We start from the raw sequence: 26,198 nt of genomic DNA on the forward strand, positions 1-26,198 counted from the left end.
CCCCGGCCGCGGCTCCGGCATCAGTCGCGCGCGACCACCCGTTAGACCCACCGCACCCCTTGTGACGTGCCCCAACGCACCCACCTCGGGCCTGAATTGTCGTGCTTTCGCCGTAAGGTGGCTGATATGGCGACGAGCGAAGTTTCCCGGCTGGTCCAATCGGCGGTGGAGGAATGCCTGCTCGGTGGCGAGCGCAAGTACACCCGCGTCGAAGTGGCGAAACGGTCCGGCGTCTCGCCGGAGGTGTCACGGCGCCTGTGGACGGCGCTCGGCTTCCCCGCCAGCTCCGACCCAGAGGTCGACTACACCGACGCCGACGTGGCGGCCGTGCGCGACTTCCGCGGCCTGAAGGTGGCCGAGAAATCCGACCTGCGCCAGCAGGCGGCGACCGCGCGCACCATCGGCCAGGCCATGGCGCGGCTCGCGGAGTGGCAGGCCGATCTGGTGCTGGCCGAGATCGGCGCCCAGATCGCGGCCGCCGAAGCCGAGGGCCGCGACCCGGCCGAGGTCGCGAAAGCCGCCGCCGAACGGACCATCTCGGTGGTGCAGGAACTCCAGAGCTACGTGTGGCGACGCCACCTCTCGGCGGCGCTGTCGCGCTCCTTCGACGGCGGCGCGACGGCGGAGGACTCCACCCGCACGCTGGCGGTCGGCTTCGCCGACATGGTCGGCTACACCCGGCTCACCCGGCACCTGCACCCCGACGAATTGTCCACGCTGCTGGAGGCTTTCGAGTCCACCACCACCGCCGCCATCGCGGAGAACGGCGGCTGGGTGATCAAGCACGTCGGCGACGAGGTGATGTTCGCGGCGGAGACGGCCGTCGACGGGGCACGCATCGCGATCGCCATCCAGGAGTCCACCATGATGGTCGGCGGCACACCGGAATTGCGTGTCGCACTCGCGTACGGCGAAGTGCTGCAACGCTTCGGCGACCTGTACGGCTCGGTGGTGAACATCGCCTCCCGGCTCACCGGCGTCGCCCGGCCCGGCACCATCCTGATCGACGACGCCGCGGCCGAGGAACTGGCCGACCACCCGGAGTTCGAGGTGCGCAACCTGCGCAGCGTGCGCGTCCGCGGATTCAACCGTCTGCGCCCGCACACGTTGCGCGCCAACTGATTTCCGATCCCGAGTCGACCTCTAGGCTGCGTCCGGCCAGGCCGATGGTGGCCGCGAGCAGATCCCGCGGGCACGAACGCACCTCACACCGCCGCCGCGACCGCACCCTCCGCACGCTTCGCCCGCCGATCGGCCGCCAGCAGCAGACCCGCCGCGATCAGCAGGATCGGCCCCGGCGACGGCCCGAAGAACCACAGGTCAATGATGGTCGTCACCACCAGCGTCCAGGCGATGAACGTCGGCGGCGTGAGTCCGCGCCGATCCATCCACAGCACGAGGAACCCGACGACGGCGAGCGGGATGCCGAAGCTGCCGAGGGTCAGCCAGTACGCGCCGTTGGCGGAACTCATCTCGGCGAGTTTCTCTCCCCACAGCTCCCGGCCGATCCACGCCCCCGCGTGCGACGGCGCCGTGAGCGCCAGCGCGATCAGCGTGTGCGCCACCCCGATGAAAACGATCAGCCCGCCGGCCCACTTGACCATCGGAGTTCTCCCTTCTCGTGGCGCGGCACGGGTGACACCGCCCGCCGCGCGTTATACGGTTGCGTATAAGCAGAGGCTAGACCTGTTATACGGCACCGCACAACGGAACGACGGAATGGAGTGGGCCACACCATGGGCGCGTTGCGCACACCGCGCGAGACGTGGATCGACGAAGGGCTGCGAGCGCTGGCCACCGGCGGCGTCGACGCCGTGCGCGTGGAGGCGCTGGCCAAGGCGCTCGGCGTCACCAAGGGCGGGTTCTACGGCTACTTCGCCAACCGCGAGGCGCTGCTCGCCGAGATGCTCGACACTTGGGAGCGCGAGGCCGTGGACGAGGTCTTCGAGCGGATCGAGCGGGCCGAGGGCGACGCGGTGGACAAGGCCAGGCTGGCCGGCCGGCTCACCTTCTCCGGCGACCGGCTGCTGCCCATCGACCTGGCCGTGCGCGACTGGGCCCGCCGCGATCCCGCCGTCGCCGAACGCCTGCGCCGCGTGGACAACCGCCGCATGCAGCTGCTGCGCGACGCGATCGGCACCTTCTGCACCGACCCCGACGAGATCGAGGCCCGCAGCCTGCTGGCGTTCTGCATGGCGATCGGCAACCACTTCCTGGCCGCCGACCATCCCGGCCGCACCCGCGCCGAGGTCAACGCCCTCGCGGGCGATCTGCTGCTGAACCGGTGGCGGCGCTGACCGGCACGCGGGGAATGCGGGCCGGTCGCTCGCGGCCCGTACTGTCGACGGTGTGGATGTGGTGCGAACGGAGTGGCCCGCGCTGCGGGACGAGGCGCTGGTCGCCGAGGACTCGGCGATTCTGGCGCTGAACAAGCCCGCGGGGATCTCGGTGACCGGCGAGCGGCACGACATCGACGTGGTCGAACTGGCCGCCGCCACCGGCGAGACGCTGTATCCGGTGCACCGCATCGACAAGGTGACCTCCGGCCTGGTGCTGCTGGCCAAGGACCTCACCGCGCACGGGCAGCTGACCAGGCAGTTCAACAAGCAGACCGCCGTGAAGACGTACCTGGCGATCGTGGCGGGCACCGGATTGCCCGAGCGCGGCGCGATCGACCTGCCGCTGAGCGTGGGCCGCAAGAACCGGGTGCGCATCGCCGCGCCCCGCGAACGCATCCGCCACGCCGGGGATCGCTGGTCCGTCGACGCGCGAGATCTGTTGGAGACCAAGAACTATCCGTCGCTCACCGAGTTCGCCACGGTGTCACGGACCGGTGAGTACACGGTGCTGGCGCTGCGCCCGGTCACCGGCAGGCGCCATCAGATCCGCGTGCACCTGGCGTGGATCGGGTATCCGATCGTGGGCGATCCGCTGTTCGACAAGACCGGCGCGCACCCGCGCACCTACCTGCACTCGTGGCGGCTCGGGCTCACCGCGCCGTGGCGCACGCCGCCCGAACTCGACCTGGTGGCGCCACCGGGCCCCGATTTCCTGGCACCCGTCGCCGCCGACGACACGACCGCTCTGCTGGACCACGCGGCGACCCTGTTGTGAGCTGACGCACCCGATGCCGGGGAACAGACGGCCGGTGGTGAGCCTCATGCAGACGGACAATGCGCAGGTCATCTAGCCTGGGAAAGTGCCGGGCACACGATGTGGGCACACTCTGACGCAACGGAGCGATCCCTCAGAGAAAGCGAACGCCGATGATCCTGGTGGCTCAGGTCAGCGATACGCATATCGATCTCGGTTCCCGCAACACGGAGCGAGCCGAGGTGGTCATGGCGTATCTGGCCGGCCTACGCCGCAAGCCCGACCTCATCCTGATCACCGGCGACGTCACCGACTCGGGTAAGCCCGACCAGTACGCCGAAGCGCGGACCGCGTTGACCGCCGATGTGCCGCTGCGCTTCCTGCCCGGCAATCACGACGAGCGCGCGGCGTTCCGCGAAGTGCTGCTCGGCGAACCGGCGTCGTCCGGGCCCATCAACGGCGCGGTGCGCGTCGGCGACCTCACCATCGTCCTGCTGGACTCCACCATCCCCGGCGAGGCGGGCGGTCTGCTCGGCGACGAGACCTTCGCGTTCCTGCGCGAGACGCTGGCCGCCGCCCCCGCCGACGGGCCGGTGCTGCTGGCCATGCACCACCCGCCGGTGCACCTGCACAGCCCGATCATCGACGGCATCACCCTCGCCGAACCCGAGCGCCTCGCCGAGGTGATCACCGGCGATCCGCGCGTGATCGGCGTGCTCACCGGGCACGCGCATTCGGCGGCCACCACCACCTTCGCGGGGCGGCCGCTGCTGGTGGCGCCCAGCACCGCGAGCGTGCTCGGTGGCGAGTGGGAACTCGAATTGCCGGGCCACGTCATGGATTACGCGCCCGACCCGGCCGTCGCGCTGCACATCGTCGACGAGAACGGCGCGCTCACCACGCATTTCCGGCCGGTGCCCATGGGCGGATTCCTGGGCGAGCAGCCCTGATCACCGCGCGGCGATGCGCTCGCGCCGGTACGCCGCGGGTGTCACCCCGGTCCACCGCTTGAACGCGTAGATGAACGTGGAGGATTCGGCGTAGCCGAGGCGGATCGCGACATCGCTCACCGAAAGCGGTGTGGTGGTGAGCATTTCCTCGGCCAGCGCGCGGCGCACCTCGTCCAGCAGGGCGCGGTAACTGGTGCCCGCCGTGTCCAGGTGGCGGCGCAGCGTGCGGGTGCTGACGTTGAGTTTGCGTGCCACGGCGTCGATTCCGGGCGGCGGCGCGAACCCGTCGGCCCCGCCGGGCACGAGCAGTTCGCGCACCTCGGCGGCGATGCCGGTGCGGGCACGGCGGCGGTCGATGAGCTGGCGGCACTGGGCCAGGCACATGGCCCAGGTGTGCTCGTTGGCCTGGGGCAGCGGCTCGTCCAGCATGCCGGCGTCCAGGGCGAACAGGTTCTGCGGGCGGCCGAACTCGGGCCGCACGCCCAAGACGGACGTGATGCTGTCGATGTATTCCGGCTCGGCGGAACGGAATTCGGCGCGCAGCAGCGGCAACGGGCGCCCGAGCAGATCGCTCATCACCTGGTGCATGGCCACGACGTCGCGTTCCACCAGGACGTGGCGCACGTCGGCGGGCACCAGATCGTCGTGCACGCGGGCCACCAGTTCGTCGCCGGTCCACTGGGCGACGGGCAGGCAGAACGTGAAACTCAGGTCCAGATAGCGCAGCGCGAACGAGATCGCCTCACCCAGCGTCGGGCTGCTCACGCACGCGAAGCCGAAGATGCCGAAGGTGGTGATGCGGTAGCGGGTGCCGAGCTCCAGGCCGAGCGCGGGCGAGTCCACGGCGCGCACCAGATTGCGCACCACGGCCAGCTCGGTGTGCGCGTCCACCTGGGCGTCGGGGTCGCGCAGCGTCGCCTCGGTGAGCCCGGTGCCGGCCAGCATCCGCGGCACGGGCACGCCGTACTCACCCGCGTGGCCGACGATCAGCGCCACGCTGGCGATGCCGCGCGGGAAGTTCCAGTCGCGGATTCCGGTGGCCAGCGTCCGGTCCATAGCCGACATTATGGCCGAAAGTCTCGATGACACTCCCGGGATCGGTCCTACAGTGGAGACGGCAGGCATCGTGAGGAGGGTCACATGACGGCGGCGCGGCAGCCCTCGGTCCTCGTCATCGGCGCGGGCTTCGGCGGCATCGGCGCGGCCATCGCACTGCGCCGCGAGGGCGTCACCGACCTCACCATCCTGGAGCGCGCCGACGACCTGGGCGGCGTCTGGCGGGAGAACACCTACCCCGGCGCCGCCTGCGACGTGCCCTCACCGCTGTACTCGTACTCGTTCGAGCCCAAACCCGATTGGCCACAACGCTATTCGGGACGCGCCGCGATCCACGACTACCTGCGCGGGGTCGCCGAACGACACGACCTGCTCGATGCGATCCGGTTCGGCGCCGAGGTCACCGAAGCCGCGTTCGACGAGCACTCGGGCAAGTGGACGGCCCACACCGCCGACGGCCGCACCCGCGTGGCCGACGTGCTGATCTCCGCCGTGGGCCAGCTCTCCCGGCCGGCCTGGCCCGCCATCCCCGGCCGCGACACCTTCGCCGGGCCCTCGTTCCACTCCGCCGAGTGGGACCACGAGGTCGAGCTCGCCGGCAAGCGCGTGGCGTGCATCGGCACGGGTGCGAGCGCGGTGCAATTCATACCGGAGATCCAGCCGAAAGTCGGGCGGCTCACCGTGTTCCAGCGCACCCCGGCGTGGGTGATCCCCAAGTTCGACACCGATTACTCCCCCATCCAGCACAAGCTGTTCGCCAAAGTGCCCGGCGCGCTGTCGGTGGAGCGACTGGGGTGGTGGTCGATCGGTGAGTTCGTGTCGCTGGGGTTGGTGGAGTTCCCGGCGATCGCGCGCGTGGTGTCGGCGATCGCGGCGCGGCATCTGCGCAAACAGGTCGACGATCCGGAACTGCGCGCCAAACTGACGCCGGACTACCCGATCGGGTGCAAGCGGGGGTTGTTCTCCAACGACTACTACCCCGCGCTCACCCAGCCGAACGTGCGCGTCGAAACGACGCCCATCACCGAGATCACTCCCGAGGGGGTGCGCACGGAGGACAGTGCGCTGCACGAGGTGGACGTGATCATCTACGGCACCGGATTCAAAGGCACCGAGTTCCTGTGGCCGATGCGTATTCGCGGGCGCGGTGGCCGCGAACTCGCCGACGTATGGTCCGAGGGCGCGCACGCCTACTACGGCATAGCCGTGCCCGAGTTCCCGAATCTGTTCCTGGTGTATGGGCCGAACACGAATCTCTCGGCGGGCTCGATCATCTACATGATCGAATCCCAGGCCCGCTACATCCGGCAGGCCGTGCGCCTGCTCGCCGAGCACCCCGGGCACCACCTCGAGGTGCGCGACGAGCCGGAGCGCGCGTTCAACACCGCCCTGCAACAGCGCCTGGACCGCACCCCGTGGAACTTCTGCACCAGCTGGTACCGCACCGCCTCCGGCCGCATCACCAACAACTGGCCCGGCACGGTGTCGAGCTACCGCCGCCGCACCCGCAAGCTCGTCCGCGCGCATTTCGCGCTGACCCGCGCGGCGTGATCGCACCCGGCGAATGGGCCGCCCGGCCGTTCGGTGGTCGATCCCACATCGTCCCGTGCGCGCCCGCACGACCCGGCGGACCCTCCGCACCGGCCGACGGCGCGGTCCCGGACTGCCGGACCGCTCGATCGGTCCCTGGCAGACTGAGTGCGTGAGTGATCTGCCCACGGCCGACGGCCGGACCGGTTTCGACGAACGCGGGCCGCTGCGGCCGATCGAACTGGCGGTCGGCGCGGTGCTCGGCGGGGTGACGGTCGGGCTGGTCACGGTGGGATCGGTGATTCCGTTCGCGGCGGCGCTGCAATTGGTGGCCGCGGTGCCGCTGGGCATGATCGCCCACCGCTACCGGATGCGTACGCTGCTGGCCGCCACCGTCGCGGCGACGCTGGTCACGTTCGTGGCCGCCGGGGTGATGCCCGCGCTCGGCGTCCTCGGCACGGCCACCATCGGCGGCATCATCGGCGGGGTGAAGCGCCGCGGCGGCGGGCTGCTCACCGTGCTGGCGGCCGCGACGCTGGCCGGGGTGGCGTGGGGCGCGTTCTCGGTGGGTTCGCTGCTGCTGTTCTCGCGCACCCGCGAGCTGTTCTTCACCACCCTGCGCAACACCGCGGAGGGCGTGCAGCGGCTGGCCGAGCGCAGTGCGGCGCTGGAACCGCTGGGCCGGGCCGCCTCCGACGTCACCGACACCGTGCTCGCCTGGTGGTGGGCCTACGTCGGCGGCGGCGTCGCGATCGGCGTGGTGGTGAGCGCGCTGTTCTCCTGGTTCGTGCTCGGGTCGGTGCTGGACCGGCTGGCCTGGCTGCCCAACCGCGACCGGCTCGACGCGCCGCACGACCAGCGGCCCATCGCGCCGCTGCCGGTCACCTTGCGCGGCGCGGGCTTCCGGTATCCGGGGGCCGCGAACGAGGCGCTGACCGATATCGACCTGACCGTGCACCTGGGCGAATTCGTCGCGATCGTCGGGCACAACGGGTCCGGCAAATCCACGCTGACGCGATTGCTGGCCGGGCTGCCGCCCACCTCGGGCACAGTGGAGCGCCCCGGATCGGCCGGGCTCGGCCACCTCGGCGGCACCGCGCTGGTGTTGCAGCGGCCGGAGAGCCAGACGCTGGGCGTGCTCGTCGCCGACGACGTGGTGTGGGGCCTGCCCACCGACCTGGCCGCCGAGGTGGACGTGGACGCGCTGCTGCGCGAGGTGGGCCTGGACGGGATGGGCGACCGCGAGACCGCGACCCTTTCGGGCGGGCAGCAGCAGCGGCTGGCCGTGGCCGCCGCGCTGGCCCGCCGCCCCGCCCTGCTGATCGCCGACGAGGCCACCTCGATGATCGACCCCGACGGCCGCCGCGAACTCGTCACGCTGCTCGCCGGCCTGCCGCACCGGCACGCGATGGCGGTGGTGCTGGTGACCCACCACGAGGCCGACGCGGCCGCCGCCGACCGCGTGATCCACCTGGCCGGCGGACGCACCGTCGAGCACCTGCCCGCCTGGCCGCAGCCCGCGCGCGACCGCCGCCGCCTGCCGATGGGCCCGGCCATCCTGGAACTGCGCGACGTGCGCCACACCTACAACCGCGGCACGCCGTGGGAGGCGCCCGCGCTGCACGGCGTCGATCTGGTGGTGCGCCGCGGCGAGGCGCTGCTCGTGGTGGGCGGCAACGGGTCGGGCAAGTCGACGCTGGCGTGGATCATCGCCGGCCTGATCGAACCGACCGCGGGCCGCTGCCAGCTGAGCGGGCGGCCGGTGACCCGGCAGATCGGGCGAGTGGAGCTGGCGTTCCAGCATTCACGTTTGCAGTTGCAGAAGCAGACGGTGGGCGAGGAAATCGCCGACTGGGGCGGGCGCGCCACCGGTTCGGGCGCGGTCGGCCGGGCACTGGACGCCGTCGGGCTGGACCGCGCGCTGGCCGCCCGCTCGATCGAGGAACTCAGCGGCGGGCAGGCCAAGCGGGTGGTGCTCGCGGCCATCGTGGCCAGCCACCCGCAGGTGGTGGTGCTGGACGAACCGCTCGCGGGCCTGGACCCCGAGGGCCGCGCCGATATCGTCGAGTTGCTGGCGCGGCTGCGCGACGCGGGCCAGACGCTGATCGTCATCTCCCACGACGTGGCCGACATGTCCGCCGTGTGCGACCGCACCGTGCACCTGAACGCCGGGCGCATCCTCGAGACCCAACCGGCGGTGGACCCGGCGCCCGCCGCGCCCCACTTCGCACCGCGCCACGACCCCCGCGCCGCCGCTCCCCCACCCGGGCCCGGCGACGCCGCGTGGGGCTGGGAGAACGGAGGCCGCCGATGAGCACGGTATTGCTGCGCCAGGTGCCGGTGTCGAGCCCGGTGCACCGACTGTGGGCGGGCACGAAGATGATCGCCGCGTTCCTGCTCAGCCTGCTGGTGATGTTCTGGCCCACCTGGATCGTGCTCGGCGTGATGATCGTCTTCCTGATCGTGATCGGGATCGTCGCCCGCCTGCCGCTGGGCACGCTGCCCCGGCTGCCCTGGTGGTTCTGGGGCCTGCTCGGCCTCGGGGCGCTGCTGAACATGCCGGTGGGCGGGGCGGCCGTGCTGAGCTACACGCGGGTGGTGGTGTTCGGGCTGGTTCTGCTGACCGCCTCGTTCCTCATCGCGTGGACCACTCCGATGGGCGAGATCGCGCCCGCGCTGGCCAAACTCGGCAAACCGCTGCGCCGAGTGCGGGTGCCGGTGGACGAGTGGGCCGTGGTGGTCGCGCTGACGCTGCGCGGGCTGCCGCTGCTGCTGGAGGAGATCCGGGTGCTGCGCGCCGCGCGCAAACTGCGGCCCAAGGAACGGCTGCTGGACCGGGCCGCCGACAGCCCGATCATCGACATCCTCACCGCCGCCATGGCCGTGGCCAGCAGGCGCGCCACCGAACTCGGCGAGGCCATCACCGCGCGCGGCGGCACCGGTCAGCTCACCGCGCACCCGAGCGCGCCCGGCCGGCGCGACGCCGTGGCGCTGGGCGCGGTGGTGGCCGTGTGCGCAGGGTCGATCCTGCTCGACATCCTGGTGTGACCGGCGCGCGAGCGAACAGGCACACTTGGAGGGAACCGGGGAGCGGCGCGGCGCGTCGAAAACCGATGAAGGACCGGGACTTCGAACGGGAGGGGCGTGCCCATGGCCGACGCGGAACGCGAGGCGCAGCTCGCGCAGAATCGTGCGCTGCAAGGGGAGATCGACGATCTGCTGGAGACCTTCGAGCGGCAGCGCCGTGAACTGGCCGACGCGCAGTCCAGGCTGGCCGCCGCGTCGGTGACGGCGTGGTCCTCCGACCAGCTGGTCCGGGTTACCGCGAACGCGGCGGGCGTGCCCACCGAGGTGCACCTGGAGCCCGACGCCTTCAAGCGCACCACGCCGCAGAAGCTGGGCGCCTCCATCACCGAGGCCACCCAGGCGGCCGCGCGGCTGGCGGGCGAGGAGGCCGAGCGCACGTTCGGCGCGCTGGCGAGCGTCGGCGACTCCATTCCCGACCTGCCCGACCTGGTGCCCGGCGCGCCCAGCATCAAAGATCTGGTGCGCGACCTGTTTCCGGAGCCGGTGCCCGCCGAGCCCGCGCCGGCTCAGCCCGTCCTGATGGACGACGAAGACGAGGACGAGTACTACCGCAACCGCAGCTACCTGGACGGTGGACGATGAGCAGTTTGCAGGTCGATCCCGACGCGCTGCGCTCCACCAAACCGGGGTTCGCGGCCGCCGCGGCCAAGGTGCTGGAGGCGGCCAGGAATGTGCAGTCCACGGTCGAGGCCGAGGGCGAGTGCTGGGGCAACGACGAGATCGGTGAGAACTTCGCCAAGGAGTACACACCGGGCGCCGAGGACGGCATGAAGGGCATCGAGGGCCTGAGCAAAGCCGTCGACGCGCTGAGTACCGGCGTGGACGCGATCGCGTCGGCGTTCGAGAACCAGGACGAGCTGAATTCCACGGCGATCGACAAGATCAAGAGCACAATCGAGTAACGCGCCACCGGTGAGCAAACCGGTGGCCCCGCTCGATTCCCCCTTTTCACGTGCGTCTATAGCAATATCGCATAGGTTGTCCAGCATCCGGTCCGCAATCGGTGCGGCAAAAGGGTCCGAATACCCGTTTCTTCAAGGGGCCAAACCAGTAATGTGTGGTTGGCGCAGCTGCTGTCATAGATCACAAATCTGCCCCACATGCCTTGGGAGGGCTCGTATTTCGGCATGCGGGGAGTTCGGAAGGTTAGAGACCTGATGAAGATTGGAACACCCGAATGATTTTCCGCAGGATCACCGCGGCCGTTGTCCCGCTCGTCGTCGCCGTCGCCGTCGGCGCGAGCACAGCCAACGCGCAACCGGTCGCGGCGCCCGTACCCGACATCGGATACGAGGCGAAACTCGTCGGCGACACCATCGTCACCACCCTCACCCACGGCACGTTCGCCCTCGCGGGCAACTCCGTGGACATCAAGGACACGACCGGCCGCACGGTCCTCACCCTCCCCCTGTCGCTACGGCAGGACGGACTCGAATACCCGATGCCGCACACCGTCCGGGATGACGGGCGGGTGCTGGAGTTGACGGCGGTGAAGAACGTGGCGGCGGCACGGCCGGCGGCGGTGTTGCCGGTGGCTTCACCCGCCGAAAACCAGCAGGCGATGGACGCGTTCCTCGCTCAGTTCGGCATCGCCACGGCCATCGGAAGTTTCGTCGGCCTGATCATTGGCGGACTGGTCGGTCTGGTCGGAATCGCGCTCGGCCCCACCGTGATCGCAAGCGTCATCGCGGGCGCATCACTCGGGGCGATCATCGGAACCATCGTGGTCGGTGGTCCCACATTGGTCATCGCGGGCATCGACCTGATCAACACCCTGGCCGCGCCGCCGGGTACCACCAAGTGGGCGGAGTAATCGCAGCCCTGAAGTACTGAACCACAACAAGATTCACCAACAGCCCACAACACAATCGAGCGCCGGTCCGCGAGGGACCGGCGCTCGACGCGTACTTGGTCAGCCGTGGTTGCGGGTGGCCGGAACAACCCCGCGTGCGCGGGGAGCACTACTGTTCCCGGATGGCCTTCTTCGCGGCATCCTGAGCCGAGTCGATATGGCCGCTGAACTTGCCGCTCGTCTTGTCGTCCACCAGATCGCCGGCCTTGTCGATGACCGAATCGACCTTGTCCGCGTTCTGCTGGGCCAGATCCCGCGCCTTACCCGCCAAACCTTTGAAATCCACTGCGCACTCCTCACATCCGAGTCTGGGCAATCGCCGAGGCAACCCTAACCGGACGGGGCGCCATCGCGTCGGCAAACCGTCGGCGATCGTCGTCACATCGTGCGGTCAGCGGGATTCGCCCAGCCAGGCGGGGTGCCAGAGGCGACCGGTGTCGGTCCAGTTCATGAACCGCACCTTTCCGGCGATCTTCGGCGTCACCCAGACCGCGCCCTCGGCTTCCTCTTTGGTGAGCGGATTGGCGAACGGGGTGGTCTTGCGTTCCGATTTCCGCAGGCGGGCCGAGAGATCGCGCATGATCTCGTCACCGAAACCGGTGCCGACCCGGCCCACGTACACCAGCTCGCCCTCGTGCTCGACGCCGACGAGCAGCGATTTGAACTCGCGGGCCTCGCTGCGCCGCCAGCCGCCGACCAGCACATCCAGCGTCTGCCAGTTGCGCTGCTTGACCCACGAATGTCCGCGTTTGCCCGGCAGATACACCGAATCCTTGCGCTTGGCGACCACACCCTCGAAGCCCTGCTCGGCGCTGCGCGCGACGGCGTCGGCACCCGGCCCGGCCAGCGGCGGCGGCACCCGCAGCGCGGGCGCGGTGGCGGCCAGCGCCTCCAGCACTCGCCTGCGGTCGGCGTGGCGTTTGCGGATCAGCGAGGTGCCGTCGAGGTAGAGCAGGTCGAATACGATGAACACGGCGCTGCCCGGATCCGATTGCAGCAGACCCACATTCGGGATCCCCTTGCTGTCGAACACCACGGCCTCACCGTCGAGGACGACGTCGTGCCCGGCCAGTTCGTCGGCCAGCATCGCCATCCGGGGATAGCGGTCGGTCACGGTGTTGCCCGCCCGGCTGCGCAGAACCAAAGTGCCGTCGGTGATTTCGGCGATGAGGCGGAAGCCGTCCCACTTCGTCTCGAAGGTCCACTCGTCGTCGTCCAGGTCGGTGACGTCACCGGTGGTCGCGAGCATCGGCTTCAGGCCGCGCGGAAACGGTGTGCCGGAACCGTTGGGCGATCGGCCATTCGGGCCCTGGGCCTCGCGTGCCGCACCGGACCGGCCCTCGCGAACCGGCGCTTTCGCCTGCACTCCCCCCGAGCCCCCTTGATCCCGCATGAGGTGCATCAACCACTGGTTGCCATTGGTCTTGATGAACGCGTAGCGCCCCGTGAGCCGCTCGCCGTGGAACGCGACGATCACCTCGCTGTCGCGCCACTTCTCGGTGTCGTAGGTGCCGCTGTCCCAGATCGTCATCTCCCCCGCGCCGTACTCGCCCTTGGGGATCTCGCCGTGGAAGTGCAGGTATTCGAGCGGGTGGTCCTCGGTGTGCACGGCGAGCCGGTTCTGATCGGGCGAGGTGGGTGGTCCTTTGGGCACCGCCCACGACACGAGCACGCCGTCGCGTTCCAGCCGCACGTCCCAGTGCAGGCGCCTGGCGTGATGCTCCTGCACGACGAACCGGTTGTCCGCGCCGGGCGTGGGCGCCTCGGCGGGCACCGGTTCGGGCGTGCGGGCCGGGTCGCGCATCGAGCGGTATGTGGTGAGCGAGTCCTCGGATTCCAGCGGCGGATCGAGTTCGGCGATCAGGTCGCCCGTATCGCGCCAGCGGGCGAGCACCTCGTCGAAACGTAAGTGCCGCAGGCGTTCCCGGTCCTCGATCTCCTCCCAGGTGCGCGGCGCGGCGACGTTCGGCTCGGCCCGCCCGCGCAGGGAGTACGGGGCGATGGTGGTCTTGGCCGGGTTGTTCTGGCTCCAGTCGAGGAACACCTTGCCGCGCCGCACGGCCTTCGCCATCGTCGCCGTGACCAGCTCCGGATGCAGCTGCTCGAGGTTGGTGGCGACCTGTTTCGCCACCGTCGACGCGCCACCGGGACTCAGCTCCCGGTCCAGCGGCACATACAGGTGGATGCCCTTGCTACCGCTGGTGACCGGGAAGATCCGCAGTCCGACCTCCTCGACCATCTCGCGCACCGCGAGCGCCACCAGCGCGCATTCGGCCAACCCGGTGCCGGGCCCCGGATCGAGGTCGAACACCAGCCGGGTGGCGGGGCCGATCTCGTCACCGCGGAAACGCCATTGCGGCACATGGACTTCCAGCGCCGCCTGCTGCCCGATCCAGGCCAGCCCGGCCTCGGACTCGATCAGCGGGTAGGTGACGCGACGGTCGGAATGCGCGACGGTGCGCCGCGCGAGCCACGCGGGCGCGTGCTCGGCGAGGTTCTTCTCGAAGAACGAGGTCTCCTCCACCCCGTTCGGCCACCGCTTACGGGTGACCGGGCGCCCGGCGATATGCGGCAACATCGCCGGGGCGATGGCCGCGTAGTAGGCGATCACCTCGCCCTTGGTGGTTCCGGTCCCGGGATAGAGCACCTTGTCGAGATTGGTGAGATCGACCTCGATGTCGGGGCGCCCCGGGCCGCCACCGAACGCACGGCGCGACACCGTAACTCGGTGCGGGGACCGCGATCACGGCCCCCGCCTCGACATCAGGGCTGCGGGGTCGGGCCCGGCTGGCCGGGCTGCTCCGGCGGGACCACCTTCTTGGCGGCCTCCTTGCCCTTCTCGATCTTGTCCGAGTACTTGCCGCCGGTCTTCTGGTCGATGAAGTCACCGGCCTTGTCGACGGCTTCGTTGATCTTGCCCGCGTTCTTGGACGCGGCGTCCTTGCCCTTACCGAACAGGCCCTTCAGAGTGTCCGCCAAGCTCATCGCCGTGGTTCCTTCCATCGCCATTCGGGGAGTCGGTGTGACCCGACCGTGTCAACCAATATCTTCCCACCACGAATCCCGTGGTGGGAGGGCATGCGGCAACAGCCGCTCACCCGGCATCGGCACCGCGACCGGAGTACCCGCCGCGCCCGCCGCCGACACCATCCGGCGCACCGGCTCCGACCACCCGTGGAAGGCGAGATTGAACGTCGCCCAGTGGATCGGCACCAGCAGGCCGTGGCCGGGATCGCCGACGCACAGGTCGGCGTGCGCGCGTACCGCCTCCTCGGGGTTCATGTGGATATCGGCCCAGCGTTCGTCGTAGGCGCCGATGGGCAGCAGCGTGAGATCGAACGGGCCCAGCGCCGCGCCCGCCTCCGCGAACGCCTTCGTGTAGCCGGTGTCGCCGCCGAAGTAGACCCGCCGGGTGGGGCCGACGATCGACCACGACGCCCACAGCGTGGTATTGCGCACCAGGCCGCGGCCGGAGAAGTGGCGCGCCTCGGTACAGGTGAGCACCAAGTCGGTGCCGTCCCGCTCGCGGCCCAGCGCGGCCAGCGAAACCGAAGCGCCCCAGTCCAATTCGACGATCCGGTGCTCGGGCACACCCCAGTGCCGCAGGTGCGCGCCGATGCCGATGGGGACGAGGAACGGCGTGGACTGGTGGCGCACCAGCGCGCGGATCGTCTCCTTGTCCAGGTGGTCGTAGTGGTCGTGCGAGATGACGACCGCGTCCACCGGCGGCAGCTCCGACAGCGGCGCGGGCACCGGGTGCAGCCGGGCCGGGCCGATCAGCGCCGAGGGCGAGACCCGTTCGCTCCACACCGGATCGGTGAGGATGCGGTACCCGTCCACCTCGATCAGCGCCGACGCGTGGCCGTACCAGGTGACAGCCAGATCGGCCGCCTCGGCGGGCGCGTCGGGCTTGCGCAGCGGCACCACGCGCTTGGGCCTGCCCAAATGGCGCTGGGTGAACGCCGAATACAGCAGCGACTGCGGCGAACCGGTGAGCTGGCTGCTCGGCTCGGTGTTGTGGAACTGGCGGCCGCGGTAGCTGATCGACCCCGCCGCGTACGGCTGGATGGCCGACATGGACGCGCCGATCGCCGACGGGATCCCCCACGCCGCGCGCACCACCCACGCGACCACGGTCGCGCCCGTGGCGTACCCGAGGAACTTCTTGACGTTCATCATCGCCCCACGAACTTCGCCGGGCGCTTCTCCTGCCGGGCCAGCCGCCCTTCGGAGGCGTCCGCGCTGGTCCAGGCGGCTTCCAGAGCCTCGCGCTGCTGGGCGGTCTCCGGGTCGCGGGTGCCGTCGTCGTTGAGCACCAGCTTGAGGTGGCGCAGCGAGAGCGGCGCCAGCTCGGCGATCGACTTGGCCCAGGACTGCGCGTCGTCGAGCGTGCCGAGCCGGTTGGCGAAACCGAAGGCGTAGCAGTCGGCCGCCGACACGGGCTCCGCGCCCAGCAGGACGGTGCGGGCCGGGCCGCCGCCGATCAGCGACACCAGGCGCCGGGCCGTCCAGCGGTCCACCGTGATGCCGAGCTTGGCGGCGGGGATCGCGATGTAGGAGTCGGGCGACATGACCCGCAGATCGCAGGCCTGCGCCAGCTGCACGCCCGCGCCGAGCGCGCCGCCGTTGATCGCGGCGATCACCGGGATCGGCGCGGATTCGATGGTGTGCAGCATGTCCAGCAGGCCGTCGAGGAAGGTGTCGGAGTAGACCCCGTTCAGATCGGCGCCCGCGCAGAAGATCGGGCCACGCCCGGTCAGCACGAGGACGCGCGCCCCGTCGGCGACCGCGGTGAGGACGGCCTCGCGCAGCAGGGTCACGAGTTCGTCGTTGAGCGCGTTGCGGCGCTCCTCGCGCCGCAGTTCGATGGTGACGACGTCACCGTCCCGGCTGGCTCCGAGCATGCATCCTCCCCGGCTGAACGTGTCGACTGGTTACTCTCACTCTGCCACAGGCGGCGGCCCTGTTCGCTGAAGGCGGATACCATCGGCGGCTGTGCCGACCGACTTCGAGATCCTGGTGATCGGCGCCGGTCAGGCGGGACTGTCGGCCGGCTACCACCTGCGCCGCCTCGGGCTGCGCCCCGAGCACGACTTCCTGATGGTCGATCACGCGCCGGGGCCCGGCGGGGCGTGGCAGTTCCGGTGGCCTTCGCTGACGCTGGCGACGGTGAATCGGGTGCACGACCTGCCCGGCATGGCGTTCGAGGAGACGCTGCCGCCCGACGCGCGGTCCGCGCAGGCGTCCACGGCCGTGCCGCACTACTACGAGCTCTACGAAAAGCGCTTCGACCTGCGGGTTCGTCGGCCGGTCTCGGTGCGGGTGGTCTGCGACCGGACAGCGGAAGGCCAGCCCTGCGACGGCAGGCGCGGGCCCGACGGGGAACCGCGCACGCCCGGCGCGGTGCTCAACGCCGAGACCGGGTCCGACACGATCCGCGTGCGGGGGCTGATCAACTGCACCGGCACCTGGGAGAAGCCATTCATCCCGCACTACCCGGGGCAGGAGACGTTCGCCGGCCGCCAGCTGCATACCCGCGACTACCGGCGGGCCGAGGAGTTCGCGGGCAAGCACGTGGTGGTGGTCGGCGGCGGGATCTCGGCCGTGCAGTTGCTCGACGAGATCTCCCAGGTGACGACCACCACGTGGGTGACGCGGCGCGAACCGGTGTTCCGTACGGACGAATTCACCGAGGCCGCGGGCCGGTCGGCCGTCGCCCTCGTGGAGGACCGGGTGCGCCGCGGGCTGCCGCCGGGTTCGGTCGTGTCGGTGACCGGGCTGCTCTGGGACGACCGGCTGCGCGCCGCCGCCGAACGCGGGGCCCTGCACCGGCTGCCGATGTTCGAGCGCGTCGAGCCGGACGGGGTGCGCTGGGCCGACGGCACCTTCCAGCGCGCCGAGGTGATCCTGTGGGCCACCGGATTCCGCAGTTCCCTGGACCACCTCGCACCGCTGCGCCTGCGCGGCCCCGGCGGCGGCATCACGATGACCGGGCGGCTGGCCACCCAGGCGGCCGTGGATCCGCGCGTGCACCTGATCGGGTACGGGCCGTCCGCCAGTACGGTCGGCGCGAACCGCGCGGGGCGGGCGGCGGCGGTGGAGTTGGCCGAGTACCTGGGCCTGCGCTGAGCTGCCTGCCCCGCGTCGGCAGGCACGCGGGGAGCGATGTGGATCCAGCCGCGCGCGATCCGGTTGGAGACGGGTGGCGCGGCGGACGGTCCAGGTGGCGGCGTGGCAGGGCGTCCGGCCGACCGAGAGCCCGGACCTTGCCGTTGCTCGCCGACGCGGCCGATTTCCGCTGGCCGCGGGGCTGGCCGGCCGTTCAGTCGAGGCCGGCGGCGAAGGTTTCCGGGTCGGGGCCGATGCGGCCGCCGCGGTCGAGGGCGTTGATGGCGTCGATCTGCTCGGGGCTCAGCTCGAAGCCGAAGACGTCGAAGTTCGCGGCGATGCGCGCGGGCGTCACCGACTTGGGGATGACGATGTTGCCGAGCTGGAGGTGCCAGCGGATGATCACCTGCGCCGGGGTGCGGCCCAGCTCGTTGGCGATCGCGGTGATCGTCCTGTCTTCCAGCAGGGTGCCCTGGCCGAGCGGGCTCCACGCCTCGGTGGCGATGGCGTTGTCGGCGTGGAATTCGCGCAGTTCGCGCTGAGCCAGCGCGGGGTGCAGCTCGATCTGGTTGACCGCCGGGATCTCGCCGGTCTCGCCGATCAGCCTGCGCAGATTGTCGACGGTGAAATTGGACACGCCGATGGAGCGGACCCGGCCCTGGCGCTTGAGCTCGACGAAGGCGCGGTAGGTGTCGACGAACTTGTCCGCCTTCGCGACCGGCCAGTGGATCAGGTACAGGTCCAGATAGTCCAGGCCGAGCTTCTTCAAGCTGGTGTCGAACGCGGCCAGCGTGGCGTCGTAGCCCTGGTCGGCGTTCCAGAGCTTGGTGGTCACGTAGACCTCGTCGCGGGGCAGGCCGAACGCCCGGATGGCGCGGCCGGTGCCCTCCTCGTTGCCGTAGACCGCCGCGGTGTCGATGCTGCGATACCCGGCCGCCAGCGCGGCCGTCACCACATCGGCCACGTCGTCGGGCGGCACCTGGAACACGCCGAACCCGAGCTGCGGGATGACGTTGCCGTCGTTCAGCACGATCGACGGCACGGCGGAGGTCTCGCTTCGGAAGCTCACCCGATCGACCGTAGAAGTGCTCGGCCGAACCGTCAACGACGCGTCCGCGCGTGTTGATCACGGGCGAAGGTCCCGAACCGGACGTTTCGGGTGGTGAGCGGGGGTGTGTGGGTGTGTCGCGCCCGGGCGCCGCGCGGCAGGCGGGACGGGGTCGCGGCGAGCAACACCGGGCCGCAGCGGTCGACACCGGGTGGCACCGGGCAGCAGTGGGCGGCGGTTCGGACCTGCGGCGACGGTAGGCGGAAGTCCCTGCCCGGGGGGCTGGGCGGGATGTCGTGGGTGCGAATCCTCAGCTCGTGCCGAGGCGGCGGTAGCGGGTGTGGCGGGTGCGGGCCAGGTCGGCCGGGGGCAGGGTGCGCAGGTGGGTGAGTTCTTCGGCGATGGCGGCGACCATGCGGCGGGCGAAGTCGATGGGTTCGTCGGCGGCGTCGGGGTATTCGGGGACGATGCGGTCGACGATGCCGTCGGCGAGCAAGTCGAGGGATCGGATGCGTTGGGCGGCAGCCAGTTCCGGGGCGTGGTCGGTGTCGCGGTACACGATCGCGCTGGCGCCTTCGGGCGGCAGCGGGGCGAGCCAGCCGTGGGTCGCGGCGAGCACGCGGTCGGCGGGCAACAGCGCGAGCGCACCGCCGCCGGTGCCCTGGCCGAGCAGCACCGACACGGTCGGCGTATCGAGCGTGACGAGATCCGCTATGCAGCGCGCGATTTCGGGTGCGAGCCCGCGCTCCTCCGCCTCCTTCGACAGCGCCGCGCCCACGGTGTCGATCACCAGCACCAGCGGCACCCGCAGTTCTTCGGCCAGCGCCATGCTGCGCCGCGCCTCCCGCAGCGCAGCGGGCCCCATCGTCTCGCCCGCACCACCCGACCGGTCGTGCCCGAACACCACACACGGCTGCCCGCGGAACCGGGCCAGCGCGTGCACCACACTGCGATCGGCCTCGCCCTGCCCGGTGCCGCTGAGCGGAACCCGTTGCGTCACATGGCGCAACAACTCCCGCAGCCCCGGGCGGTCGGGGCGACGGGAGATGAGCACCGACCGCCACGCGGGCACATCGACGTGGGTCGCACCCGCCGGTACAGGCAGCTCCGATCCCCGGCGTTCCACACGCGCCGACACCGGCTCCGCCGAAACATCCGCGTCACGCACCACATCCCGACCGGAGCCTCCACCCGCCCGAGAATCGCTGTCCGGCCACATATCCGCGCCCTCGGCCGAATCCGGACCCGAGTGCCGCCCCGCCCGGGACCCGCCCTGCTCTGAGACCTCCGCACCACCGGCCGCATGCGGACCGGAAGGCTCAACCCCAGGTACCCCACTGGGCGGGGCTCCAGCACCACCCGCTGAATCCGAACCAGACTGTCGACGCACCCGAGAACCGCTGTCCGGCAACTCGTCCGAACTACGCGCAGCCCCGGACGAATCCCCCGGACGTGACCGCCCGGCGCTCGGCGGCGACGGTTCTCCACTGAGCACACTCAACGCTCGGTGCGCGATCAGACGGAACACGCGCACCGGCACGACGCCGTCGATCACCCCGTGCCGGTAGAGGTTCTCCGCCGTCTGCACGCCCTCGGGAAAGTGCTTGTCGTACAGCGCTTTGTAGACGCGTGGCCCGAGAAAGCCGATGAGCGCGCCGGGTTGGGCGAAGGTCATGTGGCCCAGCGACCCCCACGACGCGAACACCCCGCCCATGGTGGGATCCCGCAGGTACACCAGGTACGGGTGGCCCGCCGATTTGTGCGTCGCGAGCGCGCCCGCGATCTTCACCATCTGCGCGAAAGCGACGGTGCCCTCCTGCATCCGGGTGCCGCCCGAGGTCGGCGACGCGATCAGCGGCAACCCCAGTGCGGTAGCGCGCTCCACCGCCTCCACCACCCGTTCGGCCGCGGCCACACCGATCGACCCGGCCAGGAACCCGAACTCGCAGGCGATCACCGCCACCGGACGGCCACGCAGCGCCCCCGCACCGGTGATCACCGCTTCATCGGTGCCCGCCGCCACCGCGGCCGCCCGCAACTCCTCCCGATAGCGCGGAGACGCGTCCACCTCGACCGGGGTCCGATCCCACCCGGTGAACGACCCCTCGTCGAGCAACTGCCCGAGCCACTCCCGCGCCGAAATCCGCATCGCGCGAGCATAACCAGCCCACCCGACTCCCCCGATCCTGCAACGAAGAAATCCGGCTCGGGAGATCCCGAACCGGATGAAGGCGTGCTTCTACCACGAGTGACCCGTGTGCGCCCACGAGGGAGGGCAGCCGCAGGGGGCGGCTGCCGCCCGTTGATCAGTAACCCTGCATGACCTTGCGCAGGGCGTATTCGGTGAGCGCGACCAGCGCCTGCTTGGCGGGCTCGCGCCGCCGCGCGTCGATGGACAGGATCGGGACGTCGGCGGGGACCGCGAGGGCCTGCCGGATGTCCTCGATCGGGTACCGCGGCGCGTCGTCGAACTCGTTGAGCGCCACCAGGAAAGGCAGGTTGCGCGCTTCGAAGTAGTCGACGGCCGCGAAGCTGTCCTCCAGCCTGCGGGTGTCGACCAGCACCACGGCGCCGATCGCGCCGCGGATCAGGTCGTCCCACATGAACCAGAACCGGTACTGGCCCGGCGTACCGAACAGATACAGCACCAGATCGTCCGCGAGACTGATCCTGCCGAAGTCCATGGCCACCGTGGTGGTGGACTTCATCGGGATACCGGTCAGGTTGTCGATTCCGGTACTGGCATTGGTGACCAATGCCTCGGTACGCAGCGGAACGATCTCCGAGACGGCACCGACCAGCGTGGTCTTGCCGACACCGAAACCGCCCGCGACCACGATCTTCGCCGAAGTGGGCTTGCTGGTGCGGGTGTCGACCTGTGCCGTCGAATCAAATACGCCGGAGTCCACTGAGAACCCTTTCGATCAGCTCGCGACGTTCATCGTCGCTGGAATCGTCTTTCAAAGTCGCCGAAACGCGCACGTGCCCGGCCTCGATCAGGTCGGCTACGAGTACCCGCGCCACACCGATCGGAATACCGAGCCGCGCCGCTACTTCGGCGACGGACGGCGATTCTCTGCACAACTCCACGATGGACGTCTCGATGTTGGTCAGTTCGAACTGCCGCTCCAGGGCGACCGGATGCGATGCGACCAGAGCCTCCAGCGCCAACTCGACCTTCGGTCTGGTGCGACCGGCGGTCAGTGAGTAAGGGCGCACGAGGCTGGGCTCGCTCCCCACGCCGTGATCTTCTATGTCCATCCCACCATCAGGAACCCATCGTGACGCGTGGCGTGGCCTGAACCGTCTGGCCGACACGCTCGACCAACAGGGCCATTTCGTAGCCGACCTGTCCGATATCGCAGGACGTGTTGGTCAGCACCGCGAGGTAGGAGCCGTCGCCGACCGCCATGAGCAGCAGGTAGCCGTGCTCCATCTCGACGACCGATTGCAGGACCGTGCCGCCTTCGAACAGATTCGATACGCCCACCGAGAGGCTGGCCAGTCCGGCGGTCACGGCCGAGAGCTGCTCGGCGCGATCGACGGGCAGCTGCGAGCTCGCGGCCATGAGCAGTCCGTCAGCCGAGACCAGGACGGCATGAGCTACGCCAGGAACCTCGTTGGCGAAGTTCGAAACCAGCCAATCCAGCTGACGATTCGTACCACCTAGATCGGGGTTCATCGGTCTCCTTTGTCTCCGGTTAGGTTCATTGCTCTCATTGCGCGGCCATCCCGGACGCCCTGCTGGTGGCGACTCAAGCTGGACCTGATCGATTCCGGATCTCGGCTCGGCGCCCGATCCGCGGCACCGCTGACGGCGCCGGGGACCAGCCTCCCGCCCGGATTGCGTTGAGGCAAGCCGGCGGCGGTCTTCTGTTCGGCCTGGGCCTCGCTGGCCCGGCGGGCCGCCTGCCATCCTTCGTCACCGGGTGATTCGAAGGAGGCGGCGATCTGGGAGCGGTCCGGGTTCGGGTCGGCGAGCCAGGCCGACATCATCTCGGCGAAGATCGGGCTGTCCATCGGCGATCCGGGTTCAGCGGCGGGCTGGAGCCGGGTCTGGAAGAACGAGGCCGTCTTGGCCGGGTTGGACCGGTAGCTGTGCTTGCCGGGGTCGCGGGCCCCGGCCTGTCCGCCGTCGGCGGACTCGTGCGCGGCGGGCGCGGTGCGCTCCCGCTGCGGCAGGGCCACCCCGGGGGGCGCCTCGCGCTGGGGCAGCACGGTGGCGCCGGGATCGCGCTGGGGCAGTCCCTCGGGCGCCCGCTGGTGCAGACCGTTCGAGGCGGGTGCGCGCTGCGGCAAACCGTTGGGCGCGGACTGCTGCGGCCCGGCCGCCGGAGCGGGCTGACGCTGCGGCAGACCACCCGCACCCGGATCGCGCTGCGGCAAACCGCCCGGGTCGCGCTGGGGCAGACCGTTGCCCGCCGGGCGCTGCGGCAGGCCGCCGTCGCGCTGCGGGGCACCGTTGGCGCCGGGATCACGACGCGGCAGGCCGTTGGCGCCGCCCTCACGCTGGGGCAGGCCGTTCGCGGCCGAATCCCGCTGTGGGAGGCCGCCCTCGGCCTGGTCGCGCTGGGGCACGCCGCCCTCACGCTGCGGCAGACCGCCCGAAGCACTCTCGCGCTGCGGCAGACCGTTCGGCCCACCCTCACGCGACGGCGCACCGTTCGCACCCGGCTGACGCTGCGGCAAGCCACCGTCACGCTGCGGCAAGCCGTTCGGCCCACCCTCGCGCTGGGGACGTCCACCGGAGGCACTGTCCCGCTGCGGCAGTCCACCGGCAGCCGGATCACGCTGCGGAAGTCCACCGGACGCGCTCTCACGCTGCGGCAGACCACCGGCGGCCGGATCACGCTGGGGCAGACCACCCTCACGCTGCGGCAGACCACTCGGCCCACCCTCACGCGACGACGGCGCACCGTTCGCACCCGGCTGACGCTGCGGCAGCCCACCATCCCGCTGCGGGGCGCCGCTCGCGGCGTCCCGCTGGGGTAGGCCGTCGCGAGCCGGGGCGCCGTTGGAGCCCGGCTGACGCTGCGGCAGTCCGCCCGTGGGCGGCGGCGGGGCGCCCGCGGCACCCGGCTGACGCTGCGGCAGGCCACCCTTGCCCTCCGGCGGCGCGGTGCGACCCGGCGTGGGACCGGCGACCGCGGGCGGCGGGGTGGGCGCACCGGGCGGGGTGGGCGGTTTCGGCCCACCGGGGGCCAAGGTGCGCTTGGGCATGGCGGCCGCGGCGAGCTTGCCGCGCTGCGGCGCACCCGTCGCCTGTCCGGGCTGCCCGGGGGCGGGGCGCAGGGTCGGGCTCGACTGGGCCGAGTCCTGGCGCAGCGAGGGCGACATGGCCGCACCCGGCTGCCGCTGCGGCAATCCGCCCGGACCCGTCTGCTCGGGCTTGCCGACCGGAATCGGCCCGCTCACGCCCGGATCGACGGTGACCATCATGTTGCCGCTCGGCGTGCGGGTGACCGCGCGGGTCTGCATCGACGTCGGCGTGGACGGACGCTCCGGCGCGGGCGCCGGAGCGGGCGTCGGAACCGACGGGGTGAGCGGCTGCGGCGCCGAGATCGGCTGCCCGGCCACGATCAAGCCGACCGGCACGTGCACCGTGACGGTGACGCCGGGGTCGCGCGCGGTGTCGAACGTCGGGCGCAGCCGCACCGTCAGGCCGTGGCGCTCGGCCAGGCGGCCGACCACGAACAGGCCCATGTGGCGGGCGGTGTCGGGACCGGGCTCGGCGGTCTGCTCGAGCCTGCGGTTGATCTCGGCCATCTCCGCGGGCGGCATGCCGATGCCGCGGTCGGCGACCTCGATCAGCAGGCCCTTGTCGTGCGCCTGGGCGAAGGTGAACTTGACGTCGGTCTCCGGCGGCGAGGCGCGCAGCGCGTTGTCGAGCAGCTCGGCGAACAGGTGCGCCAGGTCGGAGGCGGCCGGTTCCTTGAGCGAACCGCGCGGGGTCGCGCCCAGCTTCACCCGCTCGTAGTCCTCCACCTCGGAGATCGCGGCCCGCAGCACGTCGGCGATCTCGACCGGGGCGGACTTGGCGCGGCGCTGCTTGGTGCCGGCCAGGATGAGCAGGTTGTCGCCGTTGCGGCGCATGCGAGCGGCCAGGTGGTCGATCCGGAACAGGTTCTCCAGCAGGCGCGGGTCCTTCTCGTCGTACTCCATCGCCTCGATCAGGCTGAGCTGGTGGTCGATCAGCGACTTGGAGCGGCGCGCCAGGGTCTCGAACATGTCGTTGACCTGGGCGCGCATCTGCGCCTGATCGCTGGCCAGGCGCAGCGCCTGCCCGTGGATGTCGTCGACGGCGCGGGCCAGCTGGCCGATCTCCTCGGTGCTGCGCACCGGCATCGGCTCCAGCGGCACGTCCTCGGGGGCGGCGCCGTTGCGCAGCTGGGCGACCTCGTGCGGCAGATCGCTCTCGGCGACGCGCAGGGCGGCCAGGCGCAGGCGGTGCAGCGGCACGATCATCGAGCGCGCGACGAACACCGCGAGCAGCAGCGCCGCGAGGATGGTCGCGATGACGACGCCGGTGTAGGTCCAGGCGTCGCGGTTGGCGGTGCCGGCCAGCGAGGTCATCGCGCTGTCGATGTCGTCGGTGGCCTTCGCGACCAGCAGCTCGTAGGCGTCGATGCTGCTCTCCAGCGAGCCCTTGATCTCGAACACCGGCGGGCGGCCCGCTTGCGTCTCGGGGCTGTCGACCAGGTCGATCCGGGTCTCCACGCCCGCGCGCAGATCCGCGATCGTGGCGTCGCCCTCGGGCAGGCGGTTGGCCAGCACGTTCAGCAGCGCGTTCTCGGTGTTGGCGGCGACCAGGAAGTTCTGGATGCCGCCCTTGGAATCCTGCAGGAACTCGGTCGAGGCCGCGATCTCGCCGACCAGCGCCGCGCGGGTGTTCAGCGAGTCGACCAGACGTAGCTTGGCCGCGTCCATACGCTGGTCGCTGACCTGCGAGACGACGTTCTCCACGATGCGCACGCTGTTATTGCGGATCGTGTCGATGACGCCCAGCGCCTCGGACGACGCCTGGTAGGCCTTACCGCGCGACTCGATGCCCTTGGCCTCGGTGATCATGTTGCGCAGGGCGGCCGCGGCCTCGGGGGTGTCGCCCAGGCTGCCCAGCGCGCCCTCCGCGGTGGCGATCGCCGCGCCGAGCGCGGCGAGATCCGCGTCGGCGACGATCTCGATGCCCGGTATCACCGTGGCCATCTGGCCGCCCGCGACCGTGGCGGCCGTGGCGCTCAGGCCGGTGACGGCCGGAATCGCCTCGACGCTCTCGGCGACCGACTCCAGCCGGTTCGCCTCGGAGAACTCCGCGGTGATCCTCGACACGCCGAGCCCCACCGCGACCGCCAGCGGCACGGCGAGAACCGCCGTAACCTTCCAGCGCAGGTCCCAATTGCCGAGCGCCCAGCGCTTCTTGCCGGACCTAGCGGCGTCACGCATCTCCCACTCACTTTCCAAACTGGCCCCATCCACG

At 70.8% G+C, this 26,198-nt stretch carries 24 protein-coding genes; 11 read left to right on the forward strand and 13 right to left on the reverse strand.

The features are described 5' to 3' along the window. The first annotated feature begins 126 nt into the window (after positions 1 to 126). Entirely contained in the window at positions 127 to 1,122 is a 996-nt protein-coding gene (locus DFR74_RS25195; RefSeq protein ID WP_067511758.1) for an adenylate/guanylate cyclase domain-containing protein, read from the forward strand. Positions 1,123 to 1,205: 83 nt separating this feature from the next. On the opposite strand, the gene DFR74_RS25200 is transcribed toward DFR74_RS25195, so the two are convergent. Further along, complete coding sequence (locus DFR74_RS25200) at positions 1,206 to 1,604, reverse strand: DUF6463 family protein (RefSeq protein WP_067511756.1); 399 nt, start codon at positions 1,602 to 1,604, stop codon at positions 1,206 to 1,208. Between the two features lie 132 nt (positions 1,605 to 1,736). Here DFR74_RS25200 and DFR74_RS25205 point away from each other — a divergent pair, with 132 nt between their 5' ends. The 3 genes from DFR74_RS25205 to DFR74_RS25215 all read left to right on the forward strand — a co-directional run bounded on the left by DFR74_RS25205 (position 1,737) and on the right by DFR74_RS25215 (position 4,043). Further along, the gene (locus tag DFR74_RS25205) at positions 1,737 to 2,297 is read left to right on the forward strand and encodes a TetR/AcrR family transcriptional regulator (protein ID WP_067511754.1); all 561 of its coding nucleotides are present in this window, start codon (positions 1,737 to 1,739) and stop codon (positions 2,295 to 2,297) included. 52 nt (positions 2,298 to 2,349) lie between these two features. Continuing rightward, positions 2,350 to 3,114, forward strand: a complete 765-nt coding sequence (locus DFR74_RS25210; RefSeq protein WP_232331844.1) for an RluA family pseudouridine synthase — start codon at positions 2,350 to 2,352, stop codon at positions 3,112 to 3,114. 152 nt (positions 3,115 to 3,266) lie between these two features. Beyond that, positions 3,267 to 4,043 carry a metallophosphoesterase gene (locus DFR74_RS25215; protein WP_084537963.1) on the forward strand — a complete coding sequence of 259 codons (777 nt, stop codon included), beginning with the start codon at positions 3,267 to 3,269 and terminating at the stop codon, positions 4,041 to 4,043. Here DFR74_RS25215 and DFR74_RS25220 read toward each other — a convergent pair whose 3' ends face one another. Continuing rightward, positions 4,044 to 5,099: an AraC family transcriptional regulator gene (locus tag DFR74_RS25220; protein WP_067511750.1), complete on the reverse strand. Its 1,056-nt coding sequence runs from the start codon at positions 5,097 to 5,099 to the stop codon at positions 4,044 to 4,046. Between the two features lie 84 nt (positions 5,100 to 5,183). Here DFR74_RS25220 and DFR74_RS25225 point away from each other — a divergent pair, with 84 nt between their 5' ends. The 6 genes from DFR74_RS25225 (at position 5,184) to DFR74_RS25250 (ending at position 11,529) form a co-directional block, all read left to right on the forward strand. After that, on the forward strand, positions 5,184 to 6,650 hold the full coding sequence (locus DFR74_RS25225; RefSeq protein ID WP_067511748.1) for a flavin-containing monooxygenase: 1,467 nt from the start codon (positions 5,184 to 5,186) through the stop codon (positions 6,648 to 6,650). 151 nt (positions 6,651 to 6,801) lie between these two features. Further along, positions 6,802 to 8,943 carry an ABC transporter ATP-binding protein gene (locus DFR74_RS25230; RefSeq protein ID WP_067511798.1) on the forward strand — a complete coding sequence of 714 codons (2,142 nt, stop codon included), beginning with the start codon at positions 6,802 to 6,804 and terminating at the stop codon, positions 8,941 to 8,943. Next, on the forward strand, positions 8,940 to 9,677 hold the full coding sequence (locus DFR74_RS25235; RefSeq protein WP_067511746.1) for a CbiQ family ECF transporter T component: 738 nt from the start codon (positions 8,940 to 8,942) through the stop codon (positions 9,675 to 9,677). Before DFR74_RS25230 ends, DFR74_RS25235 begins: the two co-directional genes overlap by 4 nt. Before the next feature lie 102 nt (positions 9,678 to 9,779). Further along, the gene (locus DFR74_RS25240) at positions 9,780 to 10,298 is read left to right on the forward strand and encodes a YbaB/EbfC family nucleoid-associated protein (protein ID WP_067511744.1); all 519 of its coding nucleotides are present in this window, start codon (positions 9,780 to 9,782) and stop codon (positions 10,296 to 10,298) included. Then, on the forward strand, positions 10,295 to 10,618 hold the full coding sequence (locus DFR74_RS25245) for a hypothetical protein (RefSeq protein ID WP_067511742.1): 324 nt from the start codon (positions 10,295 to 10,297) through the stop codon (positions 10,616 to 10,618). Before DFR74_RS25240 ends, DFR74_RS25245 begins: the two co-directional genes overlap by 4 nt. 275 nt (positions 10,619 to 10,893) lie before the next feature. Continuing rightward, positions 10,894 to 11,529, forward strand: a complete 636-nt coding sequence (locus tag DFR74_RS25250) for a hypothetical protein (protein WP_067511740.1) — start codon at positions 10,894 to 10,896, stop codon at positions 11,527 to 11,529. A gap of 148 nt (positions 11,530 to 11,677) precedes the next feature. Here DFR74_RS25250 and DFR74_RS25255 read toward each other — a convergent pair whose 3' ends face one another. The 5 genes from DFR74_RS25255 to DFR74_RS25275 form a co-directional block, all read right to left on the reverse strand. After that, positions 11,678 to 11,854: an antitoxin gene (locus tag DFR74_RS25255; RefSeq protein WP_084537962.1), complete on the reverse strand. Its 177-nt coding sequence runs from the start codon at positions 11,852 to 11,854 to the stop codon at positions 11,678 to 11,680. Between the two features lie 105 nt (positions 11,855 to 11,959). Further along, the gene (locus tag DFR74_RS25260) at positions 11,960 to 14,287 is read right to left on the reverse strand and encodes an ATP-dependent DNA ligase (RefSeq protein ID WP_084537961.1); all 2,328 of its coding nucleotides are present in this window, start codon (positions 14,285 to 14,287) and stop codon (positions 11,960 to 11,962) included. A 44-nt stretch (positions 14,288 to 14,331) separates the two neighbouring features. Next, positions 14,332 to 14,553, reverse strand: coding sequence for an antitoxin (locus tag DFR74_RS25265; protein ID WP_067511793.1), 222 nt, complete (start codon positions 14,551 to 14,553; stop codon positions 14,332 to 14,334). 51 nt (positions 14,554 to 14,604) lie between these two features. Further along, positions 14,605 to 15,747 (reverse strand): MBL fold metallo-hydrolase, encoded by a 1,143-nt coding sequence (locus DFR74_RS25270; RefSeq protein ID WP_084537960.1) that lies wholly within the window; start codon positions 15,745 to 15,747, stop codon positions 14,605 to 14,607. Continuing rightward, positions 15,744 to 16,472 (reverse strand): enoyl-CoA hydratase, encoded by a 729-nt coding sequence (locus DFR74_RS25275; RefSeq protein ID WP_067511734.1) that lies wholly within the window; start codon positions 16,470 to 16,472, stop codon positions 15,744 to 15,746. The genes DFR74_RS25270 and DFR74_RS25275 overlap by 4 nt, the downstream gene beginning before the upstream one ends. A gap of 91 nt (positions 16,473 to 16,563) precedes the next feature. Here DFR74_RS25275 and DFR74_RS25280 point away from each other — a divergent pair, with 91 nt between their 5' ends. Beyond that, positions 16,564 to 17,697: an NAD(P)-binding domain-containing protein gene (locus tag DFR74_RS25280; RefSeq protein WP_067511732.1), complete on the forward strand. Its 1,134-nt coding sequence runs from the start codon at positions 16,564 to 16,566 to the stop codon at positions 17,695 to 17,697. A 193-nt stretch (positions 17,698 to 17,890) separates the two neighbouring features. Here the strand turns inward: DFR74_RS25280 and DFR74_RS25285 are convergent, their stop codons facing one another. The 6 genes from DFR74_RS25285 to DFR74_RS25310 form a co-directional block, all read right to left on the reverse strand. Beyond that, a complete protein-coding gene (locus DFR74_RS25285) occupies positions 17,891 to 18,745 on the reverse strand; it encodes an aldo/keto reductase (protein ID WP_067511730.1) in 855 nt (284 codons plus the stop codon). Positions 18,746 to 19,034: 289 nt separating this feature from the next. Continuing rightward, positions 19,035 to 20,873, reverse strand: coding sequence for an acetyl-coenzyme A carboxylase carboxyl transferase subunits beta/alpha (locus DFR74_RS37310; protein WP_084537959.1), 1,839 nt, complete (start codon positions 20,871 to 20,873; stop codon positions 19,035 to 19,037). Positions 20,874 to 21,030: 157 nt separating this feature from the next. Further along, positions 21,031 to 21,633, reverse strand: coding sequence for a GTP-binding protein (locus DFR74_RS25295; RefSeq protein ID WP_174867263.1), 603 nt, complete (start codon positions 21,631 to 21,633; stop codon positions 21,031 to 21,033). Continuing rightward, positions 21,614 to 21,985, reverse strand: coding sequence for a DUF742 domain-containing protein (locus DFR74_RS25300; protein WP_067511729.1), 372 nt, complete (start codon positions 21,983 to 21,985; stop codon positions 21,614 to 21,616). Before DFR74_RS25300 ends, DFR74_RS25295 begins: the two co-directional genes overlap by 20 nt. 7 nt (positions 21,986 to 21,992) lie before the next feature. Then, positions 21,993 to 22,406, reverse strand: a complete 414-nt coding sequence (locus DFR74_RS25305; RefSeq protein ID WP_067511728.1) for a roadblock/LC7 domain-containing protein — start codon at positions 22,404 to 22,406, stop codon at positions 21,993 to 21,995. After that, entirely contained in the window at positions 22,403 to 26,164 is a 3,762-nt protein-coding gene (locus DFR74_RS25310; protein WP_113975294.1) for an ATP-binding protein, read from the reverse strand. The genes DFR74_RS25305 and DFR74_RS25310 overlap by 4 nt, the downstream gene beginning before the upstream one ends. Positions 26,165 to 26,198: the final 34 nt, after the last annotated feature.

The organism is Nocardia puris, from assembly GCF_003315035.1.
GTDB classification, from domain to species: Bacteria; Actinomycetota; Actinomycetes; order Mycobacteriales; family Mycobacteriaceae; genus Nocardia; species Nocardia puris.